We start from the raw sequence: 20974 nt of genomic DNA, 5'->3' as shown, positions 1-20974 counted from the left end.
TGATGCGGATCAAGGCCGAGGCCCGAATCCTGTGGCACGCTTTCAATGTCTGGGAATGGCACAGGGAGCGAGGGATATGGACCGTGACCCGATCTTGAGCGGAACCCTGGTCACATCGGCGGGTAGCGAGTCTTCTGTGGCTGAGGCGGGGAGGGCAGAGCAATCCGCCGCCCCGTCTTTTGTCTTGCCGGACGGGCCCGGCCGCGGCGGGCCGAAAAGCTTTCCCAGCCTTGACCCGGACGCGATCCGGCTGGCCTTCGAGACCGGACGCTATCCCTATCCGCGCCGCATGGGGCGCGTCGCCTATGAGCGGGAAAAGGCCCGGCTGCAGGCGGAACTGCTGAAGGTGCAGATCTGGGCGCAGGAGACGGGGCAGAAATTCGTCATCCTCTTCGAGGGGCGTGACGCCGCCGGCAAGGGCGGCACGATCAAGCGCTTCATGGAGCATCTGAACCCGCGTTTCGCCCGGGTGGTGGCGCTGAACAAGCCCTCGGAGGTCGAGCGCGGGCAATGGTTCTTCCAGCGCTACATCCAGCACCTGCCGACGGCCGGCGAAATGGTGTTCTACGACCGCAGCTGGTATAATCGCGCCGGGGTCGAGCGGGTGATGGGCTTCTGCTCGCCGGTCGATTACCTGGAATTCATGCGTCAGGCGCCGGAGTTCGAGCGCATGCTGGTCCGCTCGGGCATCCGGCTTTACAAATACTGGTTCTCGGTCACCCGCGACGAGCAGCGCGCGCGTTTCAAGGCGCGCGAGACCGACCCGCTGAAACGCTGGAAGCTGTCGCCCATCGACCTGGCCTCGCTGGACAAATGGGACGACTACACCGAGGCGAAGGAGGCGATGTTCTTCTATACCGACACCGCCGACGCGCCCTGGACCATCGTCAAGTCGAACGACAAGAAACGCGCGCGGCTGAACTGCATGCGGCATTTCCTGGCGACGCTGGATTATCCCGACAAGGATCCGGCCATCGCGGCGGCGCCCGATCCGCTGATCGTCGGCCATGCCAGCCATGTGATCCACTCGGCCGAGCATATCCTCGGCACGTCCCTGCATCCCGACCGGCGGCGATCCGCGCCGCCCTTGGGCTAGGGAACGGCGGGCCCGGGACCGGAAGCCCGGTCACTCGGGCTCGGCCAGCCGCTCCTGCCACATCTTGCGAAAGGCCGGGCGTGCCTGGCAATCGGCCAGCCATGCGGAGACGGCGGGGAATTGCTCCATCAGCGCGCCATGGCCCTGGGCATAGCGCAGGATCTCGGCCAGGTTGAGGTCGGCCACGGTGAAGCGGCCGCCGACCATATGGCCGTGGCGGGCAAGGTGGTCCTCGAGCACGCTCAGCGGCCGGACCAGCCGTTCGGCCGCATTGGCGACCGTCGCCTGGGCCGCGCCGGATTGCGCCTGACCCTTGCCGTGGTTGAACAGGATGGCCAGCGCATCCGGCTCGACGGTGGTGCAGGCGTAGAAGCTCCATTGCAGCATCAGCGCGTCCTCGACGGCATCGGCCGGGCCGAAGGGCTGGCCGTATTTCCGCGCCAGATGCAGCGTGCAGGCCAGCGATTCCGACAGCACCAGGTCGCCGTCCTGGATTACCGGGACGGCGCCGGCGGGCGAAAGCTTCAGGAAGCTCTCGGAACGGGTGTTCAGGGGCGCGTCCGGCGCATCGGGTTCGGCCAGGCGATAGGCCTGGATCACCGGGACCTGCTTGAAGGGAATGCCGAGCTCGTGGCACAGCCAGATGATGCGCGAGGCGCGCGAGCGGGTGACGCCATAGACGGTCAGCATGGGCTCTCTCCTGGTTCCGGCGCGAGCTTAGGCGCGTTCAGAGCACCTGGGCAAGATAGCGCATCATATTGCCGCCCATGACCTTGGCGATCTGCTGGTCGCTCAGCCCCGCATCCAGCAGCGCCTGGGTCAGCGCGGCCAGATGCGCGGCGTCGAAGGGCGCATCGACCGAGCCGTCGTAATCCGAGCCCAGCGAAACGTGATCCTCGCCCACCAGCGCGATGGCGGCCTGGATGGCGCCGGCAATGTCGGCCGGGGTCTTGCCGCAGACCACGTCGGCCCAATAGCCGATGCCGATCAGCCCGCCCTTTTCGGCGATGGCCTTCAGCAGCGCGTCCTCCAGGTTGCGCGGGCTGGGGCAATGGCCATGGACGCCGGTATGCGACAGGATGGGCTGCGTGCCCGGAATGGCCAGCACGTCGCGCACCACTTCCGGGCTGGCATGGGCCAGGTCGATGATCATGCGCTTGGCCATCATCTCTTCGACAACCTGCCGGCCGAAGGGCGTCAGCCCCGAGCCGCTGCCGCCTTCGCCATGCAGGCTGCCCCCGAGCTCGTTGTCGAAGAAATGCGTCAGTCCCAGCAGGCGGAAGCCGGCGCCGTAAAGCACCTGCAGATTGGCGATATTGCCCTCGAGCGGGTGGCCGCCCTCGGTCCCCAGCAGGGCGCCCAGGGTCTTGGCGCCGTTCTGCCGCGCCTCGAGCAGGGTCTGCAGATCCTCGGCCGAGCGGATCAGCATCAGCTGTTCCGGCGCTCGTTCGGCGGCCCGGTGCAAGGCGGCGGCCTGGACCAGCGCACGCTCCTTCAGGCTGAACCAGCTGGGCAGCGGGCGCAGCTGGCCGATGAAGAGCGGCGTGATGTTGTCGGGCGCCTCGGCGGAGTTCTTGCTGTAATTCTGGCCGCGCGGGCTTTTGGTCACGGTGGTGAAGACCTGCAGCGCGACATTGCCCTGGACCAGCCGCGGGATGTCGGTATGGCCGCGGTCGGCGCGCTTGAGCAGGTCGCGATCCCACAGCAGCGCGTCGGAATGCCAGTCGCCGATCACCAGCCGCTGGTGCAGCGCCTCCGCCTGGGTCGAGACGGGCCAGCCCCCGGCCGGCATGGTCACCGGATTCAGGCGGCGCTCGACGAAACCCGGTCCCCAGATCGCCACCGCGATGGCGGCCAGCACCGCCAGTCCCAGAAGGCCCAGGATGATGCGACGGATCATGCGGATCATGCCGTTCCCTTTTCCCTGTTTGCCGGCAGGATAGGCCGGTCGCGCGCTTCAGGCGACGGAAAACTGTCGCAAACGCAATTCCTCGATGCTCTCGGAGGAAGAGGGGCTCCGCCCCATCCCTTCGGGATTCCCCGGGATATTTGGACAAGAAAGAAGCAAAACCCGGCTTCCCGGCTTCTTTCTTGCATAAATATCCTCGGGGGGTCCGGGGGGCGAAGCGCCCCCGGCCGCGACGGATCAGCCCTCCATCGCCTCGAGCTCGTCGATGAAGCCTTCGATCATGGACAGGCCTTTGTCCCAGAAGGCCGGATCGGAGGCATCGAGGCCGAAGGGTGCCAGCAGTTCCTTGTGATGGCGCGAGCCGCCGGCCGCCAGCAGGTCGAAATATTTCGCCTGGAAGTCGGGCAGCCCGTCCTCGTAGGCGGCATAGAGCGCGTTCACCAGCCCGTCGCCGAAGGCATAGGCATAGACGTAGAAGGGCGAATGCACGAAATGCGGCACATAGGTCCAGAAGGTCTCGTAGCCCGGCATGAACTCGAAGGCGTCGCCCAGCGATTCCGCCTGCACCGACATCCAGAGCGCATTGATGTCGTCCGGCGTCAGCTCGCCCCTGGCGCGGGCGGCGTGCAGCTTGCATTCGAAGTCGTAGAAGGCGATCTGGCGCACGACCGTGTTGATCATGTCCTCGACCTTGCCGGCAAGCAGCGCCTTGCGCTGCGCCTTGTCGGCGGTCCTCGCCAGCAGGGCGCGGAAGGTCAGCATCTCGCCGAAGACCGAGGCGGTCTCGGCCAGGGTCAGCGGCGTCGCGGCCAGCAATTCGCCCTGCGCCGCTGCCAGCCGCTGGTGCACGCCATGGCCCAGTTCATGCGCCAGCGTCATCACGTCGCGCGGCTTGCCCAGGTAGTTCAGCAGCACATAGGGATGCACCGTCGTCACGGTCGGATGGGCGAAGGCGCCCGGCGCCTTTCCGGGCTTCACCGCCGCGTCGATCCAGCCCTTGTCGAAGAAGGGCTGCGCCAGTTCCGCCAGTTTCGGCGAGAAGCCGGCATAGGCGTCCAGCACGGTCGCCTGCGCCTCGGTCCAGGGGATCAGGCGGGGGCTTTCACTGGGCAGCGGCGCGTTGCGATCCCAGATCTGCAGCTTGTCGAGGCCCAGCCAGCGCGCCTTGAGCCGGTAGTAGCGATGCGACAGGCGCGGATAGGCGGCGGTGACGGCGTCGCGCAGCGCCTCGACCACTTCGGGCTCGACATGGTTCGACAGGTGGCGCGCGGTCTGCGGCGTCGGCATCTTGCGCCACTTGTCCTCGATGGCCTTTTCCTTGGCCAGCGTGTTGTGGATGCGGGAGAAGAGCTTGACGTTCCGGCCGAAGACCTCGGCCAGGGCGCGGGCGCCGGCCTCGCGCCGGCCGCGGTCGTGGTCGGTCAGCAGGTTCAGCGTGGCCTCCAGCCCCAGTTCCTCGCCCGCGACGTCGAAGGTCAGGCCCGCCGTGGTCTCGTCGAAGAGCCGGTTCCAGGCAGCGGCGCCGACCACGGAATTGTCGTGCAGGAATCGTTCCAGCTCGTTCGAGAGCTGGTAGGGGCGCATGGCGCGCATGCGGTCGAAGACCGGCTTGTAGCGCGCCGGGCCGTTCGGGGCGGCGAAGACCTCGTCATAGCGCGCGTCCGGGATGCGGTTGAATTCCAGGCTGAAGAACACGAGCTTGGTGGTGGCGACCGTGATGCGGTCCTGCAGGTCGCCCATCTGCTTTGCGCGCGCCGCGTCGGTGGTGTTCTGGTAATAGCGCAGCCCGGCATAGGACATGATTCGCCCGGCCAGGATGTCGATCTGCTGGTAGCGTTCGATGCAGTCCAGCATCTTGCCGGGGTCCAGCGAGGCCAGCTTGCCTTCGTAATCGCGGGCGAAGCTGCAGCAGGCCTGCTCCACCGCCTCGAGATCGCGGGTCAGCGCGGGCGAATCGGGGGCGGGGTAAAGATCGCTCAGGTCCCATTCCGGCAGCGCGCCCAGATCGGGGGTTTCGGCTGCGACGGGCAGGGCGTTCTCGTCGCGCGGCAGGATGCGGTCCAGGGGGCGGCGGGCGGAAATCGTCATGGTCGGTCCTTTCATATGGTCAAGATGTGACCTCTGAACGGCCGGGCTGCAACCCGTTCGATGGGCGGAATTGCCGGCGCCGCCCCGCTTCAGGCCGCGGCGGAAGCGGCGAAATGGGCGATCGCGGCCTCGATGAAGCGGCTGCGGACGGGGTCGCGCTCCATCATCGGCTCGTGCCGGCAATCGGACAGTTCCAGCAGCCTGGCGCCGGGCCAGGCTGCGGCGCGGCTGCGGATGGCCCGGGGCGAGACGATCCTTTCGCGGTCGCCGAGCGCGATCAGCGCCGGCAGGGCCGGGGCGGGCAGGGCGGCGAGGCGGCGGCATTCCAGCAAGGCGGCGCGCAGCCAGTCGTTGCTGGCGCCCCCGACCGAGATGTCGGGCCAGGTCGCGGCCTCGGCCACCAGCCGGCCCCAGCGCCGGCCGTCATGGGTCAGCAGGTTGTCGTGGAACGGGTCCAACAGCACGAAGCTTTCCTCGCCCCCCGAACCGGGGGCCGGATGCCCGCCCCGGCCAAGCCGGCACAGGGTGGCGGCAAGGGCCATTGCCGCCGCCTCGGGCACGCGGCGCAGGTTGATGCCCCACATCGGGGCCGAGAAGACCGCACTTTGCACCGGCAGTCCGGCTTCGAGCGCGGCAAGGCCGATGGTGCCGCCCATGGAATGCGCCAGCAGGTGCCAGGGCCGGGGCAGGTCCAGTTCCTGCGCCGCGACCACCAGCTCGACCACGTCGCGCTGGTAATCGGCGAAGCTGCCGATATGGCCGGGCCGGACATTGGCCTGCAGCCGGTCGGACATGCCCTGTCCGCGCCAGTCCAGCGCCAGCACGTCCAGCCCGGCGGCGTTCAGGTCCGCCGCGACCTCGCCGTATTTTTCCAGGTATTCGGTGCGGCCCGGGAACAGCAGCACCGTCCCCGAGGCGCCCCCCGTCGCCCAATGCGCCGCGCGCAGCCGCACCCCGTCCTCGGCCCGCAGCCAGAAGGCGCGGGCCGTGGGGATGGGGTCGCCGGGCAGCGTGTTGAAGGGTGCGGGCTTCATCGCTTACGAGAGCAGCGCCCCGAGCTTCATCGCCGTGCCCATCGAGCCGTCCACCCGCAGCTTGCCGGTCATGAAGGCGGTGGTGGGGTTCACGTCGCCCGAAAGCAGGCCCTCGAAGGTTTCGCGGCTGGCGGTCAGGGTCACCTCGGCCTCGTCATCGCCGGCCCGGGCGCCCTCGGCGTCGATATAGACCGAGCCCTCGCCCTCGATGACGAATTTGGCGGTGCCGTCGAAGCCCTTGGCCTTTTCGTCCAGCGCGGCCACGGCGGCCTCGACCACTTTGCTCATTCTCGATCTCCTGTTCTCGTGTCTGGAATTAGACGATGGGGAAAGTTACATGGTGAATATGCTTTTGCCAGTCCCCCATTTCCATCGTGCCGTTGCGGCAGCGCTTCTGCTGGGGCTGACCGGCTTCGGCGGCGCGCAGCCGGGGCAGGCCGCGCCGCTGGCGCAGGTCCCCCAAGCGATACCTGTTCAGGACGAGGGGCCGCAAGAAAATTCTCCTGAAAATGAGGGCGATCCGGCGCCGGAAAGCCCGCTGTCCGAACCCGCCGCCCCCTCGGAGCCCACGGCCGAGGCGCGGCTGCGCGAGCGCGAGGATCTGGACCTGCTGTTCGCCGAGCTGGCCCAGCCGGGCGGCGAGACCTGGGCCCGGGCCGAGACCGACATCCTGCGCATTTGGTCGCGCTCGGGATCGGCGGCGATGGACCTGCTTTACAAGCGCGGCGAGGCGGCGCTGGATGCGGGCGACACCGCCACCGCCATCGGCCACCTGACGGCGCTGACCGATCACGCGCCGGATTTCGCGGCCGGCTGGTATCTGCGCTCGATCGCCTTTTACCTGGATGGCGATTTCGGCCCGGCCCTGGCCGATCTGGGCGAGGTGCTGCGGCTGGAGCCGCGCCATTTCGGCGCGCTGACCCAGCTTGGCACGATTCTGGAAGAGCTGGGCGACGACCGCGACGCGCTGGAGGCCTTTCGCCGGAGCCTGGAGATCCATCCCCATCAACAGGATGCGCAGGACGCCGTGCTGCGCCTTGAACAGAAACTGCAGGGCATGGACGCCTGATGAACGACAGATCGCGGGTCACGGCCGTCCTCGGCCCGACCAATACCGGCAAGACGCATTACGCCATCGACCGGATGCTGGCGCATCGCACGGGGGTCATCGGCCTGCCGCTGCGCCTGCTGGCGCGCGAGGTCTATGACCGCATCGTCAAGGCGCGCGGCCCCTCGGTGGTGGCGCTGGTGACGGGCGAGGAGCGCATCGTTCCCGAACGCGTGCAATACTGGGTCGCCACCACCGAGGCCATGCCCGAGGTCGGCGCCGATTTCGTCGCCATCGACGAGATCCAGCTTTGCGCCGATCCCGAGCGCGGCCACGTCTTCACCGACCGGCTGCTGAACATGCGGGGCCTGCACGAAACGCTGCTGCTGGGCAGCGACACCATGCGCCCGGCCATCGCCGCCTTGGTGCCGCAGGCGCAGTTCATGCGGCGCGAGCGGTTCTCGGCGCTCGGCTGGGCCGGCTCGAAGAAGATCAGCCGGATGCCGCCGCGCTCGGCCATCGTCTGCTTCTCGGTCGAGGAGGTCTATGCCACGGCCGAGCTGATCCGCCGCCAGAAGGGCGGCTGCGCCGTGGTGATGGGGGCGCTGTCGCCCCGGACCCGCAACGCGCAGGTCGCCATGTATCAGCAGGGCGAGGTGGATTACCTGGTCGCCACCGACGCCATCGGCATGGGGCTGAACCTCGACATCCGCCACGTCGCCTTTTCCGCCACCGAGAAGTTCGACGGCCGTCGCTATCGCCCGCTGTTCCCGCACGAGCTGGGCCAGATCGCCGGCCGCGCCGGACGGCATACCGAGCCGGGCACCTTCGGGGTCACCGGCGATGCCGGCCCGCTGGAGGAGGGGCTGATCGAGGCCATCGAGACCCACCGCTTCCAGCCCATCAGCCGGCTGATGTGGCGCAATGCGGCGCTGGAATTCGGCACGGTCGAGCGCCTGCTGCAAAGCCTCGAGACGCAGCCGCAATCGGAATGGCTGGCGCGCGGGCGCGAGGCGGACGACATCCGCGCGCTCAAGGCGCTGTCCGCCATGCCCGAGATCCGCGACAGGGTGTCGCACCCCCGCGACGTGCGGCTGCTCTGGGATGTCTGCCGCATCCCGGATTTCCGCGCCATCTCTCCGGTCGAGCATGCGACGCTGCTGGCGCGGATCTTCGGCTTCCTGCGCGAGGGTGGCGTGCCCGGCGATTGGCTGGAAGGGCAGATCCGGCGCATCGACCGGATTCAGGGCGACATCGACACATTGTCGAAACGATTGGCATATATACGGACATGGACCTATGTTGCCCAGCGTTCCGGCTGGGTTTCGGACGAAAGTCATTGGCGTGCCGAGACGCGCGCGGTAGAAGATCGGTTGTCGGACGCGTTGCACGCGGCTCTGACGCAAAGATTCGTGGACCGGCGCACATCCGTGCTGCTGCGCCGGCTCAAGCAGAAGGAGAGCCTTTTGGCCGAGGTGAATGACAAGGGCGAAGTGACGGTCGAGGGCGAGTTCGCCGGCCGTCTGGAAGGCTTCCGCTTCCACGCCGATCCGAGCGCAACCGGGGACGAGGCGCGCATGCTGAGCCGCGCCGCCTATGAGGCGCTGCGCCCCGAGTTCCATCTGCGCGCCGACCGCTTCTACAACGCGCCGGATACCGAGCTGGACTTCACCGAACAGGGCGGCCTGATGTGGGGCAGCTCGGCGGTGGGCAAGCTGGTCAAGGGCGCCGAGGCGCTGAAGCCCGGCGTCGAGCCCTTCGTCGACGAGGAGGCCGGTCCCGAGATCGCCGAAAAGGTGCGCCGGCGGCTGCAGCATTTCATCGACCGCAAGGTCGCCACCCTGTTCGAGCCGCTGCTGGCGCTGAAGAACGACGAGACGCTGGGCGGCCTGGCGCGCGGCTTCGCCTTCCGCCTGGTCGAGTCGCTGGGCGTCCTGCCCCGCGAGGGCGTTGCCGCCGAGGTCAAGGAGCTGGACCAGGAGGCGCGCGGCCTGTTGCGCAAGCACGGCGTGCGCTTCGGCCAGTTCACCATCTTCCAGCCGGCGTTGCTGAAGCCGGCGCCGACCCGGCTGCGGCTGGTGCTCTGGGGCCTGGACCAGGGCCTGTCGGAGTTCCCCGAAAGCCCGCCTCCCGGTCTGGTGACGATCCCGAACCTGCCGGATGTGCCCAAGGGCTATTACACGCTCTCGGGCTATCACCCGGCGGGCGAGCGGGCGATCCGCATCGACATGCTGGAGCGGCTGGCCGACATGCTGCGCACCCAGGACAGCCGCGGCGGCTTCGAGGCGACGGCGGACATGCTGTCGATCACCGGCATGACGCTGGAGCAGTTCTCGGGCCTGATGCAGGGGCTGGGCTATCGCGCCGAGCGGGGCGAGCGGCCCAAGGCCCGCGCCGAGGCCGCGCCCGCCGCCGAGCCGGCGCCGGAAGAGGCCGATCACGAGCATCCGCTGACCGAGGAGGAAAGCGTGCTCGCCGCCGAGACCCGCGCCAAATGGGAGGCCGAGCAGGCCGCTCGCAAGGCCGCCGAGGCCGCGCCCGCCGCCGAGGCCGGGGGGCAGGCCGAGGAAGCGCCCGCGCCCGAGATGGAGGTGTTCTACACCTTCACCTGGGCGCCGCGTCCGCGCGGCGGCCAGCGCCGTCCCGAACGGGGCGATCGTCAGGGCCAGGGCCAGGGCCAGCCGCGTCCGCAGGGCGAGCGCGGCCCGCGCCGCGAGCGCGAGGCGGGTCAGGAGAACCGCCGCGAGGGCAAGCCCTTCGAGGGCAAGCCGCGCGGCGAACGGGGCGACCGGCCCGAGCGCGGCCCGAAGGGCAAGCCCAAGGGCAAGCCGCGCCATGACGGTCCCAAGAGCTTCGAGGCCCGCCCGCCGCGTGCCGAGAAACAGGCCGATCCGGACAGCCCCTTCGCCATTCTCGCCGCGCTCAAGAACAAGACGTGAGCGTCGAAGGCGCCGGCGCCATCCGGCTTGACCGCTGGCTGCATCACGCGCGGCTGTTCAAGACCCGCACCCTGGCCGCCGATGCCATCGGCGCCGGGGGAATCCGGGTGAACGGCCAGCCCTGCAGCAAGCCGGCGCAGGCGGTGCGGGGCGGCGATACCGTCACCGTCTCGGCCCATGGCCGGGTGCGGGTGCTGCGCGTGCTGCTGCTGGGCGAGCGGCGCGGCCCCGCCAGCGAGGCGGCAACGCTTTACGAGGAACTCTAGCCCCGTCGCGGGGGAACCCGGTTCCGCGCCGCGCCCCGGCGGCGGAACGCCGTCCCGGGCCGGCCCGGCGCGGGCCGCATCGCCGTCTTTTCGCCCGCGGCGGCCTTGAATGATGGCGGCGGCGGGCGTAACTAGCCGATCAGGAAACAGGAATATCGCGCCATGACCTATGTCGTCACCGAAAACTGCATCATGTGCAAATACACCGACTGCGTCGAGGTGTGTCCCGTGGACTGTTTCTATGAAGGCGAGAACACGCTGGTCATCCATCCCGATGAATGCATCGATTGCGGCGTCTGCGAACCGGAATGTCCGGCCGATGCGATTCGCCCCGATACCGAACCCGACATGGAGAAATGGGTCGAGTTCAACCGCAAATATGCCGAGTCCTGGCCGGTGATCACCCGCAAGAAGGACCCGATGCCCGGCTATCAGGAGATGGACGGCCAGCCCGGCAAGCTTGAGAAATACTTCTCGGAAGCCCCGGGCGAGGGCGATTGAGACCAGCGGTCCCGTTGGTTTGCGGCCGTTCGTTCGCAAAGCTAACGACTGTGCTGATCGCGCATCATAAGCCGCTTTTGTCTGGTGCTGCGCTGGCGAGAAAAGGCCGGAGCCGGTAAGCCGGAACTGTGACGGGGCGCAGGTGATTCGCCTAGGGTCACGCACCGGTTCTGCCGGGGAACGGGTTGCCGAGTGGCTGTTTTTCAACGATTATTTCTCTTCAGGCAGGACCGGTGCCGCTTTGCAGCGAACCTTTGAACCGGCGCGATTTTTATGCTATGGTGCAGCCATCTCGCGCCGGTCGGGCTGCTTCCTGTGGCCTGTCTGGCGTTGCTGCCTGTCCTGATCGCCTGCCCGGTCAGAAGTGCAAGAACAACAATATTGACCCGTAAGGGGGGATTCGCCCCGCCTTGGGGGTTTTTGTGCCGTGTAGCGGCGCCGCTGCGAAGGAAGCCCAATGTCGAAAGCCAAGAAGACCGAATTCCGCCCCGATGATTTCGTGGTGTATCCGACCCATGGCGTGGGTCGCATCGTTTCGATCGAAGAGCAGGAGGTCGCCGGGCTGCGGCTCGAAATGTTCGTGATTTCCTTTGAAAAGGACAAGATGACCCTGCGCGTGCCGACCGCCCGCGCCGCCGAGATCGGCATGCGCGGCCTTTCGACCCCCGACCTGGTCGAACGCGCCCTGGACACGCTGAAGGGCAAGGCCCGGGTCAAGCGCGCCATGTGGTCGCGCCGCGCCCAGGAATATGAGCAAAAGATCAATTCGGGCGACCTGATGTCGATCGCCGAGGTGGTGCGCGACCTGCATCGCAACGACGATCAGCGCGAGCAGTCCTATTCCGAGCGCCAGCTCTACGAGGCGGCGCTGGACCGCCTGACCCGCGAGGTCGCCGCGGTCAGCGGCATGGACGAGGCCGGCGCCCAGAAAAGGGTCGAGACCGTGCTGACCGCCCGCGCGGCCTGATCGCCTTGCCCAAGCCGGCACGGGGCGCCTTCGGGCGCCCTTTTTCTTGGCCCGGAGACTTGCGGGCCGCTGCACATCTGCCTGACAAGCCCAGCCAAGCCGCCGCGCCGGGCTGGCGGCGGGCCTAAGCCGTCCGAGGGCGCGGGCCGCCGGCCGGATCGGAGGCCGTCCGGCGCGTCCGGTTCGGGCGGCCTAGGGCCGCAGCAGCGCGCAGCGAGGATGCGCGCCTTTGCCGGTGCTGCCGACATGAACAACGCGGCCGCATCCGGGCGGGCAGGATGCGCTGGGGCGCACCCCGCGAAGCATCCTGCGGCCCTTGGGGCCGGGATGCCTGCGCCGCCGGGTTCAGGCCAAGGCCGCGAGGATGCGCGCCCAGCTGCGCGCGCCCTTGGCAAAGCTCTGCAGGTCGTATTTCTCGTTCGGCGAATGGATGCGGTCGTCGTCGCGGGCAAAGCCGATCAGCATGGAATCCATGCCTAGGATCTCCTTGAAATCGCCGGCGATGGGGATCGAGCCGCCGGCGCCGATATAGGCCGCCTCGCGGCCCCATTCCTGCGTCAGCGCCGCCTTGGCCGCCGCGAAGGCCGGGTCCGAGATGTCCATGCGGCTGGCCGGGCTGGCGCCATGGCCGTGGAAGGCCACCGTGCAATCGGCGGGCAAGGCGGCGCGGACATGGGCGCGAAAACTCTCGCGGATGCGCTCGGGGTCCTGCGCGCCGGTCAGGCGGAAGCTGACCTTGGCGCGGGCCTCGGCGGGCAGGACGGTCTTGAAGCCCTCGCCGGTATAACCGCCGCTGATGCCGTTGATCTCGAAAGTGGGGCGGTTCCAGATCATCTCAAGCCCGGTGCGGCCCGCTTCGCCGACCGGATGCTTCAGCCCGACCCGCGACAGGAACTCGCCCGCATCGAAGCCGAGCGCCGCCCAATCGGCGCGCAGCTCGTCCGAAAGCTCCTCGACGCCGTCGTAGAAGCCGGGCAGGGTGACGCGGCCGCTGGCATCCTTGGCCGTCGCCAGCGCATTGACCAGCACCTGGATCGGGTTCGCCGCCAGCCCGCCGAAACTGCCCGAATGCAGGTCGCGGTCGGCCGCCCGCACCACGATCTCGTCGCCATAGAGGCCGCGCAGCTGGGTGGTGATGGCGGGGCGGCCGTCGGCGTAAAGCCCGGTGTCGCAGATCATGGCGATGCCGGCGCGCAGCTCTTCGGCATTCTCGCGCAGGAAGGGGCGCAGGCTGGGCGAACCGGATTCCTCCTCGCCCTCGAACAGCAGCACCAGGTCCGAGGGCAGGCTGCCATGCACCGCCTTCCAGGCCCGGAACGCCTCGACGAAGGTCATCAGCTGGCCCTTGTCGTCCGAGGCGCCGCGGCCGCGGATCACCTTGCCCTGCGGCGTGTCCTCGATCTGTGGCTCGAAGGGCGGGCGCTCCCACAGCTCCAGCGGATCGACCGGCTGCACGTCATAATGGCCGTAGAACAGCAGCGGCCGCCGGTCGCCCCGGGGCGAATGGGCGACGACCATCGGATGGCCGGGCGTGTCGCGGACCGAGGCGTCGAAACCCAGCGCGGCCAGCTCGGCGCAAAGCCATTCCGCTGCCCGCCGCACCTCGCCCGCATAGGCCGGATCGGTCGAGATCGAGGGGATGCGGAGGAACTCGGCCAGCCGGTCAAGCGCCCGGGGCAATTCCTCATCCAGCGTTGAAAGCACTTCGTCGATTCTGGAATTGTCCTTCATTCTCTGCCTTTCCTGATTGGTTTTCTCGGAGAAAATTGTCTGCGATCTTGGTCCCAGTGCGACATTTTTGCGCTATATTTTCCTTGAATTGACACGTATCAAGTCACGACCCGCGGGATCGGAGCATGATCCCCCAAGCAAGCAAGTTCAAGCAAGGCAAGGGATCTGTCATGGACTACTCAGCCGCCCTCGACCAGGCCATCGGCAAGTTGCACGAGGAGGGCCGCTACCGGACCTTCATCGACATCGAACGCCGCAAGGGGGCCTATCCGCAGGCGGTCTGGACGCGGCCGGACGGCACCGAGACCGAGATCACCGTCTGGTGCGGCAACGATTACCTGGGCATGGGCCAGCATCCGGTGGTGCTGGCGGCGATGCACGAGGCGCTGGATGCCACCGGGGCGGGTTCCGGCGGCACGCGCAACATCTCGGGCACGACGGTCTATCACAAGCGGCTCGAGGCGGAACTGGCCGACCTGCACCAGAAAGAGGCCTCGCTGGTCTTTTCCAGCGCCTATATCGCCAATGACGCGACGCTCTCGACCCTGCGCAAGCTGTTTCCCGGGCTGATCATCTATTCCGACGCGCTGAACCACGCCTCGATGATCGAGGGCATCAAGCGTTTCGACGGCGCCAAGCGCATCTTCCGTCACAATGACGTGGCGCATCTGCGCGAGCTGCTGGAGGCAGACGATCCCGAGGCGCCGAAACTGATCGCCTTCGAATCGATCTATTCCATGGATGGCGATTTCGGCCCCATCGCCGCGATCTGCGACCTCGCGGACGAGTTCAACGCCCTCACCTATCTGGACGAGGTCCATGCCGTCGGCATGTATGGTCCGCGCGGCGGCGGCGTGGCCGAGCGCGACGGGCTGAGCCACCGCATCGACATCTTCAACGGCACGCTGGGCAAGGCCTTCGGCGTCTTCGGCGGCTATATCGCCGCCTCGGCCAAGATGGTGGACGCGATCCGCTCCTATGCGCCGGGCTTCATCTTCACCACCTCGCTGCCGCCGGCGGTGGCGGCGGGCGCGGCGGCCTCGATCGCCTTCCTGAAGACGGCCGAGGGGCAGCTGCTGCGCGACCGCCAGCAGCTGAACGCCCGCATCCTCAAGATGCGGCTGCGCGGCCTCGGCATGCCGATCATGGACCATGGCAGCCATATCGTGCCGGTGCATGTCGGCCACCCGGTGCATTGCAAGGCGCTGTCCGACATGCTGCTGGCCGATTTCGGCATCTACGTGCAGCCGATCAACTTCCCCACCGTGCCGCGCGGCACCGAGCGGCTGCGCTTCACGCCCTCGCCGGTGCATGACCCCAAGCAGATCGACCATCTGGTGCGGGCTATGGACAATCTGTGGTCGCAGTGCAAACTGAACCGTTCAACTTCGGCTGCCTGACGCGGTTTCGGGGTGAAGACCTCTCGCGCCCGTGATAACCTTGCTTTAATCAAGTTGTGAGAGTCTTCCGATTCGGGGAGGACGAGCAGCAAAGAATGGGGCAGGCGCGATGATCGGGCTAAGGGGGAATCCCCCGTCGCATGGCCATGAGGAACCGGCGGCATTGCCGCCCGGTTTCGACGATCCTGATATTCGTCTCGGCGACCTGATGCGGGGCGAACGGGCCACGCTGGGCAAGTCGCTGCTGGATGTCCAGCGCGAGTTGCGCATTCGCGCCTCCTATGTCGCCGCCATTGAGAATTGCGACATCTCGGCCTTCGACACGCCCAGTTTCATCGCCGGCTATGTGCGCTCCTATGCGCGCTATCTGGGCATGGATGCCGACTGGACCTTCCGCCGCTTCTGCCAGGAATCGGGCTTTCAGCCCACGCATGGCATGGCGCCCGCCGCCGCCGGGCCCAAGCCGCAGCGCCGGCCCGCCGACCCGGCCGAGGCGCTGGCCAATCCGCATCCGATCTTCCTGCCCAGGCAGGAAAGCCTCTGGAGCTCCATCGAGCCGCGCGCCATCGGCTCGCTTCTGGTCATGGTCGCGCTGGCCTGCGGTCTGGGCTATGGCGGCTGGGCCGTGCTGCAAGAGGTGCAGAAGGTCAACCTGACCCCCGGCGACCAGGCCCCCGGCGTGATCGCAGCACTCGACCCGGTGCAGGAGGCGGCCGAACCCGAGACGGTCGAATCGGCCCAGGTCAACCTGCCGCGTCCCGAGGGGCTGGACCGCACCTATCGCCCGCAGGCGCTGGAGGTGCCGGTGCTGATCGCCCGCGACGGTCCCATCGCCGCCATCGATCCCGGGCTGAACGCGCCGGCCATGCAGCCCGAAAGCACCGAGCCCGCGAACCGGACCGCCTTGGCCCAGGACCGAGTCTACGGGCCGCAGATGCCGGCCGAGCAGGCCGCGGTGCGCACCGTGGCCCCCGACGCGCCGGAAGTCGAGATCCTCGCCGCCCGGCCGGCCTGGGTGCGGGTGACCTCGGCCGATGGCACGGTGCTGCTGGAAAAGACCATGGATGCGGGCGAGCGTTTCGCCCTGCCCAAGCTCGAGGCGCCGCCGGTGCTGCGCGCGGGCAATTCCGGCGCGATCTATTTCGCGGTGAACGGCCGCACCTACGGCCCTGCCGCGCCGGGCGCCAAGGTGGTCAAGAATGTCGAGCTTTCGCCCAATGCGCTGACGGCGAAATTCGCCTTTGCCGACCTCGCCAAGGACCCGCAGCTGGCCGAGATGGTCGCGCTGGCCTCTGCCGGCCAGCCGGAACAGCCCCCCGTGCAGGAGTGATCTGCGCCCGCGCGCCGGTCACGGATGCGATAGCAGGCGCCCCGCCGGGACCGCACGGCTTGCCCGCAGGCCCGCATCGGCCTATTTCTCACGGGTGAATCCGCCTCTGGCGCAGGAAAAGGCTCCAGCCATGTCGCATAATCCGATCCGCCCCTGGCGCAATATCGACCGGCGCAAGTCGCGCCAGATCATGGTCGGCGCGGTGCCGGTGGGGGGCGATGCGCCGATCAGCGTGCAGACCATGACCAATACGGATACCAGCGACGTCAAGGCGACGCTGGACCAGATCCTGCGCGCCGCCGACGTGGGCGCCGATATCGTGCGCGTCTCGACCCCCGATCAGGCCTCGACCCGGGCGCTGCGCGAGATCTGCCGCGAAAGCCCGGTGCCGATCGTGGCCGACATCCATTTCCACTACAAGCGCGCCATCGAGGCCGCCGAGGCGGGCGCCGCCTGCCTGCGCATCAACCCCGGCAATATCGGCGATGCCGCCCGGGTGCGCGAGGTCATCAGAGCCGCCCGCGACCATGGCTGCTCGATCCGCATCGGCGTGAATGCCGGCAGCCTGGAACGGCACCTGCTGGAGAAATACGGCGAGCCCTGCCCGGATGCGATGGTGGAATCCGGCCTCGACCACATCAGGATCCTGCAGGACAACGACTTCCACGAATTCAAGATCAGCGTGAAGGCCAGCGACGTCTTCCTCGCCGCCGCCGCCTATCAGCAACTGGCCGAGGCGACCGACGCGCCGATCCACTTGGGCATCACCGAGGCGGGCGGGCTGATGTCCGGCACGGTGAAATCCGCCATCGGCCTCGGCAACCTCTTGTGGATGGGCATCGGCGACACGATCCGCGTCAGCCTGTCCGCCGATCCGGTCGAGGAGGTCAAGGTCGGCTTCGAGATCCTGAAATCGCTGGGCCTGCGCACCCGCGGCGTGCAGATCATCTCTTGCCCCAGCTGCGCGCGGCAAGGCTTCGACGTGATCCGGACGGTCGAGATCCTGGAAAAGCGCCTCGAACACATCAAGACCCCGATGAGCCTGTCGATCATCGGCTGCGTGGTGAACGGCCCGGGCGAGGCGCTGATGACCGATATCGGCTTCACCGGCGGCGGTGCGGGCTCCGGCATGGTCTATCTGGCCGGCAGGCAGGACCACAAGATGACCAACGACCAGATGGTCGATCACATCGTCGAACTGGTCGAGAAACGCGCCGCCGAACTCGAGGCCGCGCAAGCCGCCGCCGCCGAATAGGCGAAAGGGCGGTCGAGGCGCCGCCCTCTGCCATTCACCGTTTTCCAAATACTCCTGCCGCCCGCGCAACCTGCACCGGCGGCACCGGCTCAGCCCTCGGCCTCGGCCGCACGCGCCCGGGCGATGGCGCCTTCCAGCCCCTCGGCCGGCACGCCGCGCAGCATCTCGCCGCCGATGATGAAGGTCGGCGTGCCCATGATCCGCATCTGCTCGGCCAGCTGGTGGTTCTTGCGCAGCACGGCCGAGACCTCCTCGGTGTTCATCCGGTTCAGCACCGCCTTGCCGTCCACGCCCAGATCGCCGGCCAGCGCGGTCAGGCTTTCCAGATTGACCGGCCCGCGCGATTCCATCAGCGCGTCATGCGCCTTCTTGTAGGCCTCGGGCCCGGCCTCCTGCTGCACCGCGATGGCGAAACGCGCGGCCATGTCGCTTTCCTGGGTCAGGATCGGGAATTCCTTCAGGATCCAGCGGATGTTGCCATCGGCCGAGATCAGCTTTTCCAGCTCCGGGTTCACCCGCTTGCACACCCCGCAGCGGTAATCGATGAACTCGACCAGGGTCACGTCGCCCTCGGGATTGCCGCCGATCCAGCTGTGGCCGTCGTCGAAGATCGCCTCCCTGTTGTTCTCGACCAGCAGTTGGTCGTTCTTCGCCTCGTCGGCGGCGCGGCGCTCTTCCAGCACGTTGATCGACTCGATCAGCACGTCGGGATTGGCCATCAGGTAATCGCGCACCGCCTCGCCGAAGGCGGCCTTTTCGGCCTCGGTCATGTTCGCCGGATCGAAGGCGAAAGAGGGCAGGGCGGTTGCCGTCAGCAGCGCGGCGGTCAAAAGGGCTTTCATCCGAGGATCCTTTCCAGTTGCCGGCAACTTGGCCTGTCCGGGACAGTGTTGCAAGCGATCCGCCCCGGTCTCACGCGGGCTTGACCGGGCCGCCCGCAGGTCCGATACCCGGCCAAAACCATGAGGCAGGCAGACATGAGACAATCCCGCCGCGGGCAGGTCGACCCCTTCATCGTCATGGATGTCATGGAGGCCGCTCGCAAGGCCGAGGCCGGGGGCCGCCGCATCATCCATATGGAGGTCGGCCAGCCCTCGACCCCGGCCCCCGAGGGCGCGCGCCGGGCGCTGGCCGCCGCGCTGGACCGGCCGCTGGGCTATACGGTCGCGCTTGGCCTGCCAGAGCTGCGCGCCGGCATCGCCGGGCTTTACCGGCGCTGGTATGGGCTCGACCTCGACCCGAGCCGCGTGGTGGTGACGCCGGGCTCCTCGGGCGGCTTCATCCTGGCCTTCTCGGCGCTGTTCGACGCGGGCGAGCGGGTGGCCTTGGGCGAGCCGGGCTATCCCAGCTATCGCCAGATCCTGCGCGCCATGTCGCTGGAACCCGTCGGCATCCCGACCCGGGCCGAGGACCGCTACCAGCCGCGGCCGCAGGACCTGCCGGCGGATGCGCAGGGGCTGATCCTCGCCTCGCCCGGCAACCCCTCGGGCACCGTGCTGCGGCGCGAGGAACTGGCGGGGCTGACCGCGCGGGCGGCGGAGCTGGGCATGAGCGTGATCTCGGACGAGATCTATCACGGGCTCGACTATGGCGCCGGCTTCCATTCGGCGCTGGAAGTGACGGATGAGGTTTTCGTCATCAACAGCTTCTCGAAATATTTCAGCATGACCGGCTGGCGCGTCGGCTGGATGGTGGTGCCGGACAGCATGATCCGCACCGTCGAGCGCATCGCGCAGAACATGTTCATCTGCCCGCCCCATGCCAGCCAGGTCGCGGCGCTGGCCGCGCTGGATTGCGTGGAGGAGGCCGAGGCGAACCTGGCCGTCTACGCGCAAAATCGCCGGCTGATGCTGGAGCGCCTGCCGCAGATCGGCTTCTCGCGCATCGCTCCGCCGGAAGGCGCCTTCTACATCTATGCCGATGTGTCCGACCTGACCGGGGACAGCCTGAGCTTCGCCGCGGAAATTCTTGAAAAGGCGGGTGTCGCTGTCACGCCGGGCCTGGACTTCGACCCGCATCGCGGCGCCCGCACCCTGCGCTTCAGCTATGCTGCGGGGACGGCCGAGATTGCCGAGGGGCTGGAGCGGCTGGCAGCCTTCATGGCGGCGCGATGAGATGGCTCTGGGCCCTGCTGCTGGTCTGGCTGGCGCTGCCGGCGCTGGCCGATGACGGCACGCGCTCGGCCCTGGCGACGGTCGATCTGGCGGGCTCCTCGCTGGCGGCCGAGGGCCGCGACCGCGGCAGACCGCGGCCGATGGAACTGCGGCTGACCATCAGCCAGCCGGTGCCCTACCGGGTCTATTTCCTCGACGGCCCGCCGCGCCTGGTGGTCGATTTCCGCGAGATCGACTTTTCCGGCACCAGCGCCGAGGATCTGCCCGGCCGCGAGCTGGTGCCGGCGCTGCGCTGGGGCCGGTTCCGGCCCGGCTGGTCGCGGCTGGTGATGGAACTGCCTGGCCCCTATGCGCTGCGCACCGCCGTGCAAAGCCCGGCCGAGGGCGGCGCCCGGGGCGCGCTGGTCAAGCTGCGCATCGAGCCGGTGAAGCCCCAGGCCTTCGTCACCCGCGGCAATGCGCTTTCGGCGCTCTGGGACCTGCCCAGCCCGGCCGAGGTGACGCCGCTGCCGCCGCGCCGCACCGCCAAGCGGCCGTTGCGCGTCGCCCTCGACCCCGGCCATGGCGGCCACGATCCCGGCGCCCAGGTCGGCGCCATCTACGAGGCGGCGCTGATGCTGGGCTTTGCCCGCGAACTGGCCGAGATCCTGACCCGCGCCGGTTTCGAGGTCGTCCCCACCCGCGAGGATGACAGCTTCGTCCCGCTGGAGCGGCGCATGACCATCGCCCGCGCCGCGCAGGCCGACCTGTTCATCTCGTTGCATGCCGATGCGCTGCCGGCGGGCGAGGCGGCGGGGCTGTCGATCTATGTCTGGAACCCGCAGGCCGACGACCGCGCCACGCGCGAGCTGGCGATGCGCCACGACCGCGCCGACCTGCTGGCCGGGCTGGACCTGGCGGGCACCGACGACCAGCTGGCCGACGTGCTGATGGACCTGGCGCGGACCGAGACGCATCCGCGCTCGGAAGCCTTCGCCAAGTTCGCGGTTTCCGAGCTCAATCGCGCGGGCGTCGGCATGCATCGCACCCCGGTGCGCGGCGCGGCCTTCTCGGTGCTGAAATCGCCCGACATCCCCTCGGTGCTGATCGAGCTGGGCTTCCTGACCGATGCGGGCGACCGGACGAACCTGTTCGACCCGGACTGGCGCGCGCGCACCGCGCAGGCCTTGGCCCAGGCGATCGGCCTCTGGGCGCAGGATGACGCCGCCCGCGCCGCGCTGTCGCGAAAGTAGCGCAAGGTTGCTTTGACGGGACCGGCCCCGCTGTCTATAGAGACGCAGGTTATCCCCAGAGGCT

18 protein-coding genes are annotated in these 20974 nt (G+C 68.3%); 11 read left to right on the top strand and 7 right to left on the bottom strand.

Features of this window, described 5'->3' with window-relative positions; translation table 11 throughout:
* Nucleotides 1-76 precede the first annotated feature (76 nt).
* On the top strand, nucleotides 77-1096 hold the full coding sequence (ppk2, locus tag LOS78_RS06040) for a polyphosphate kinase 2 (protein WP_371824697.1): 1020 nt from the start codon (nucleotides 77-79) through the stop codon (nucleotides 1094-1096).
* Nucleotides 1097-1126: 30 nt separating this feature from the next.
* Here ppk2 and LOS78_RS06035 read toward each other — a convergent pair whose 3' ends face one another.
* The 5 genes from LOS78_RS06035 to LOS78_RS06015 form a co-directional block, all read right to left on the bottom strand.
* Nucleotides 1127-1786: a glutathione S-transferase family protein gene (locus tag LOS78_RS06035; protein ID WP_230376147.1), complete on the bottom strand. Its 660-nt coding sequence runs from the start codon at nucleotides 1784-1786 to the stop codon at nucleotides 1127-1129.
* Between the two features lie 37 nt (nucleotides 1787-1823).
* Complete coding sequence (locus LOS78_RS06030; protein ID WP_230376145.1) at nucleotides 1824-3005, bottom strand: dipeptidase; 1182 nt, start codon at nucleotides 3003-3005, stop codon at nucleotides 1824-1826.
* A 237-nt stretch (nucleotides 3006-3242) separates the two neighbouring features.
* Complete coding sequence (locus LOS78_RS06025; RefSeq protein WP_230376144.1) at nucleotides 3243-5093, bottom strand: M3 family oligoendopeptidase; 1851 nt, start codon at nucleotides 5091-5093, stop codon at nucleotides 3243-3245.
* 89 nt (nucleotides 5094-5182) lie between these two features.
* Entirely contained in the window at nucleotides 5183-6127 is a 945-nt protein-coding gene (locus tag LOS78_RS06020; protein WP_230376142.1) for an alpha/beta hydrolase, read from the bottom strand.
* 3 nt (nucleotides 6128-6130) lie between these two features.
* Entirely contained in the window at nucleotides 6131-6415 is a 285-nt protein-coding gene (locus tag LOS78_RS06015) for an SCP2 sterol-binding domain-containing protein (protein ID WP_028711422.1), read from the bottom strand.
* Between the two features lie 49 nt (nucleotides 6416-6464).
* Here LOS78_RS06015 and LOS78_RS06010 point away from each other — a divergent pair, with 49 nt between their 5' ends.
* From LOS78_RS06010 to LOS78_RS05990, 5 genes are all read left to right on the top strand, one after another.
* Nucleotides 6465-7196 carry a tetratricopeptide repeat protein gene (locus LOS78_RS06010; RefSeq protein ID WP_230376140.1) on the top strand — a complete coding sequence of 244 codons (732 nt, stop codon included), beginning with the start codon at nucleotides 6465-6467 and terminating at the stop codon, nucleotides 7194-7196.
* The gene (locus LOS78_RS06005) at nucleotides 7196-10114 is read left to right on the top strand and encodes a helicase-related protein (protein WP_230376139.1); all 2919 of its coding nucleotides are present in this window, start codon (nucleotides 7196-7198) and stop codon (nucleotides 10112-10114) included. The genes LOS78_RS06010 and LOS78_RS06005 overlap by 1 nt, the downstream gene beginning before the upstream one ends.
* Entirely contained in the window at nucleotides 10111-10380 is a 270-nt protein-coding gene (locus LOS78_RS06000; protein ID WP_230376138.1) for an RNA-binding S4 domain-containing protein, read from the top strand. The genes LOS78_RS06005 and LOS78_RS06000 overlap by 4 nt, the downstream gene beginning before the upstream one ends.
* 162 nt (nucleotides 10381-10542) lie before the next feature.
* Nucleotides 10543-10881, top strand: coding sequence for a ferredoxin FdxA (fdxA, locus tag LOS78_RS05995; RefSeq protein WP_028711418.1), 339 nt, complete (start codon nucleotides 10543-10545; stop codon nucleotides 10879-10881).
* A 457-nt stretch (nucleotides 10882-11338) separates the two neighbouring features.
* Nucleotides 11339-11848 (top strand): CarD family transcriptional regulator, encoded by a 510-nt coding sequence (locus tag LOS78_RS05990; RefSeq protein ID WP_028711417.1) that lies wholly within the window; start codon nucleotides 11339-11341, stop codon nucleotides 11846-11848.
* Between the two features lie 345 nt (nucleotides 11849-12193).
* Here LOS78_RS05990 and LOS78_RS05985 read toward each other — a convergent pair whose 3' ends face one another.
* Nucleotides 12194-13579, bottom strand: coding sequence for a M20/M25/M40 family metallo-hydrolase (locus tag LOS78_RS05985; RefSeq protein ID WP_230376137.1), 1386 nt, complete (start codon nucleotides 13577-13579; stop codon nucleotides 12194-12196).
* A gap of 170 nt (nucleotides 13580-13749) precedes the next feature.
* On the opposite strand from LOS78_RS05985, the gene hemA reads away from it, so the two are divergent.
* The 3 genes from hemA (at nucleotide 13750) to ispG (ending at nucleotide 17564) form a co-directional block, all read left to right on the top strand.
* Nucleotides 13750-14979: a 5-aminolevulinate synthase gene (hemA, locus tag LOS78_RS05980; RefSeq protein ID WP_028711415.1), complete on the top strand. Its 1230-nt coding sequence runs from the start codon at nucleotides 13750-13752 to the stop codon at nucleotides 14977-14979.
* A gap of 109 nt (nucleotides 14980-15088) precedes the next feature.
* A complete protein-coding gene (locus LOS78_RS05975) occupies nucleotides 15089-16309 on the top strand; it encodes a helix-turn-helix domain-containing protein (protein WP_230376136.1) in 1221 nt (406 codons plus the stop codon).
* A gap of 130 nt (nucleotides 16310-16439) precedes the next feature.
* Nucleotides 16440-17564 (top strand): flavodoxin-dependent (E)-4-hydroxy-3-methylbut-2-enyl-diphosphate synthase, encoded by a 1125-nt coding sequence (gene ispG, locus LOS78_RS05970; RefSeq protein ID WP_230376135.1) that lies wholly within the window; start codon nucleotides 16440-16442, stop codon nucleotides 17562-17564.
* Between the two features lie 89 nt (nucleotides 17565-17653).
* Here the strand turns inward: ispG and LOS78_RS05965 are convergent, their stop codons facing one another.
* Complete coding sequence (locus LOS78_RS05965) at nucleotides 17654-18406, bottom strand: DsbA family protein (RefSeq protein ID WP_230376130.1); 753 nt, start codon at nucleotides 18404-18406, stop codon at nucleotides 17654-17656.
* Between the two features lie 135 nt (nucleotides 18407-18541).
* On the opposite strand from LOS78_RS05965, the gene LOS78_RS05960 reads away from it, so the two are divergent.
* Nucleotides 18542-19678 carry a pyridoxal phosphate-dependent aminotransferase gene (locus LOS78_RS05960; protein WP_230376123.1) on the top strand — a complete coding sequence of 379 codons (1137 nt, stop codon included), beginning with the start codon at nucleotides 18542-18544 and terminating at the stop codon, nucleotides 19676-19678.
* On the top strand, nucleotides 19675-20910 hold the full coding sequence (locus LOS78_RS05955; protein ID WP_230376121.1) for an N-acetylmuramoyl-L-alanine amidase: 1236 nt from the start codon (nucleotides 19675-19677) through the stop codon (nucleotides 20908-20910). The genes LOS78_RS05960 and LOS78_RS05955 overlap by 4 nt, the downstream gene beginning before the upstream one ends.
* Nucleotides 20911-20974 lie beyond the last annotated feature (64 nt).

The organism is Paracoccus sp. MA (genome assembly GCF_020990385.1).
Classification (GTDB): Bacteria; Pseudomonadota; Alphaproteobacteria; order Rhodobacterales; family Rhodobacteraceae; genus Paracoccus.
This window is presented reverse-complemented; position numbering and strand designations above follow the sequence as displayed.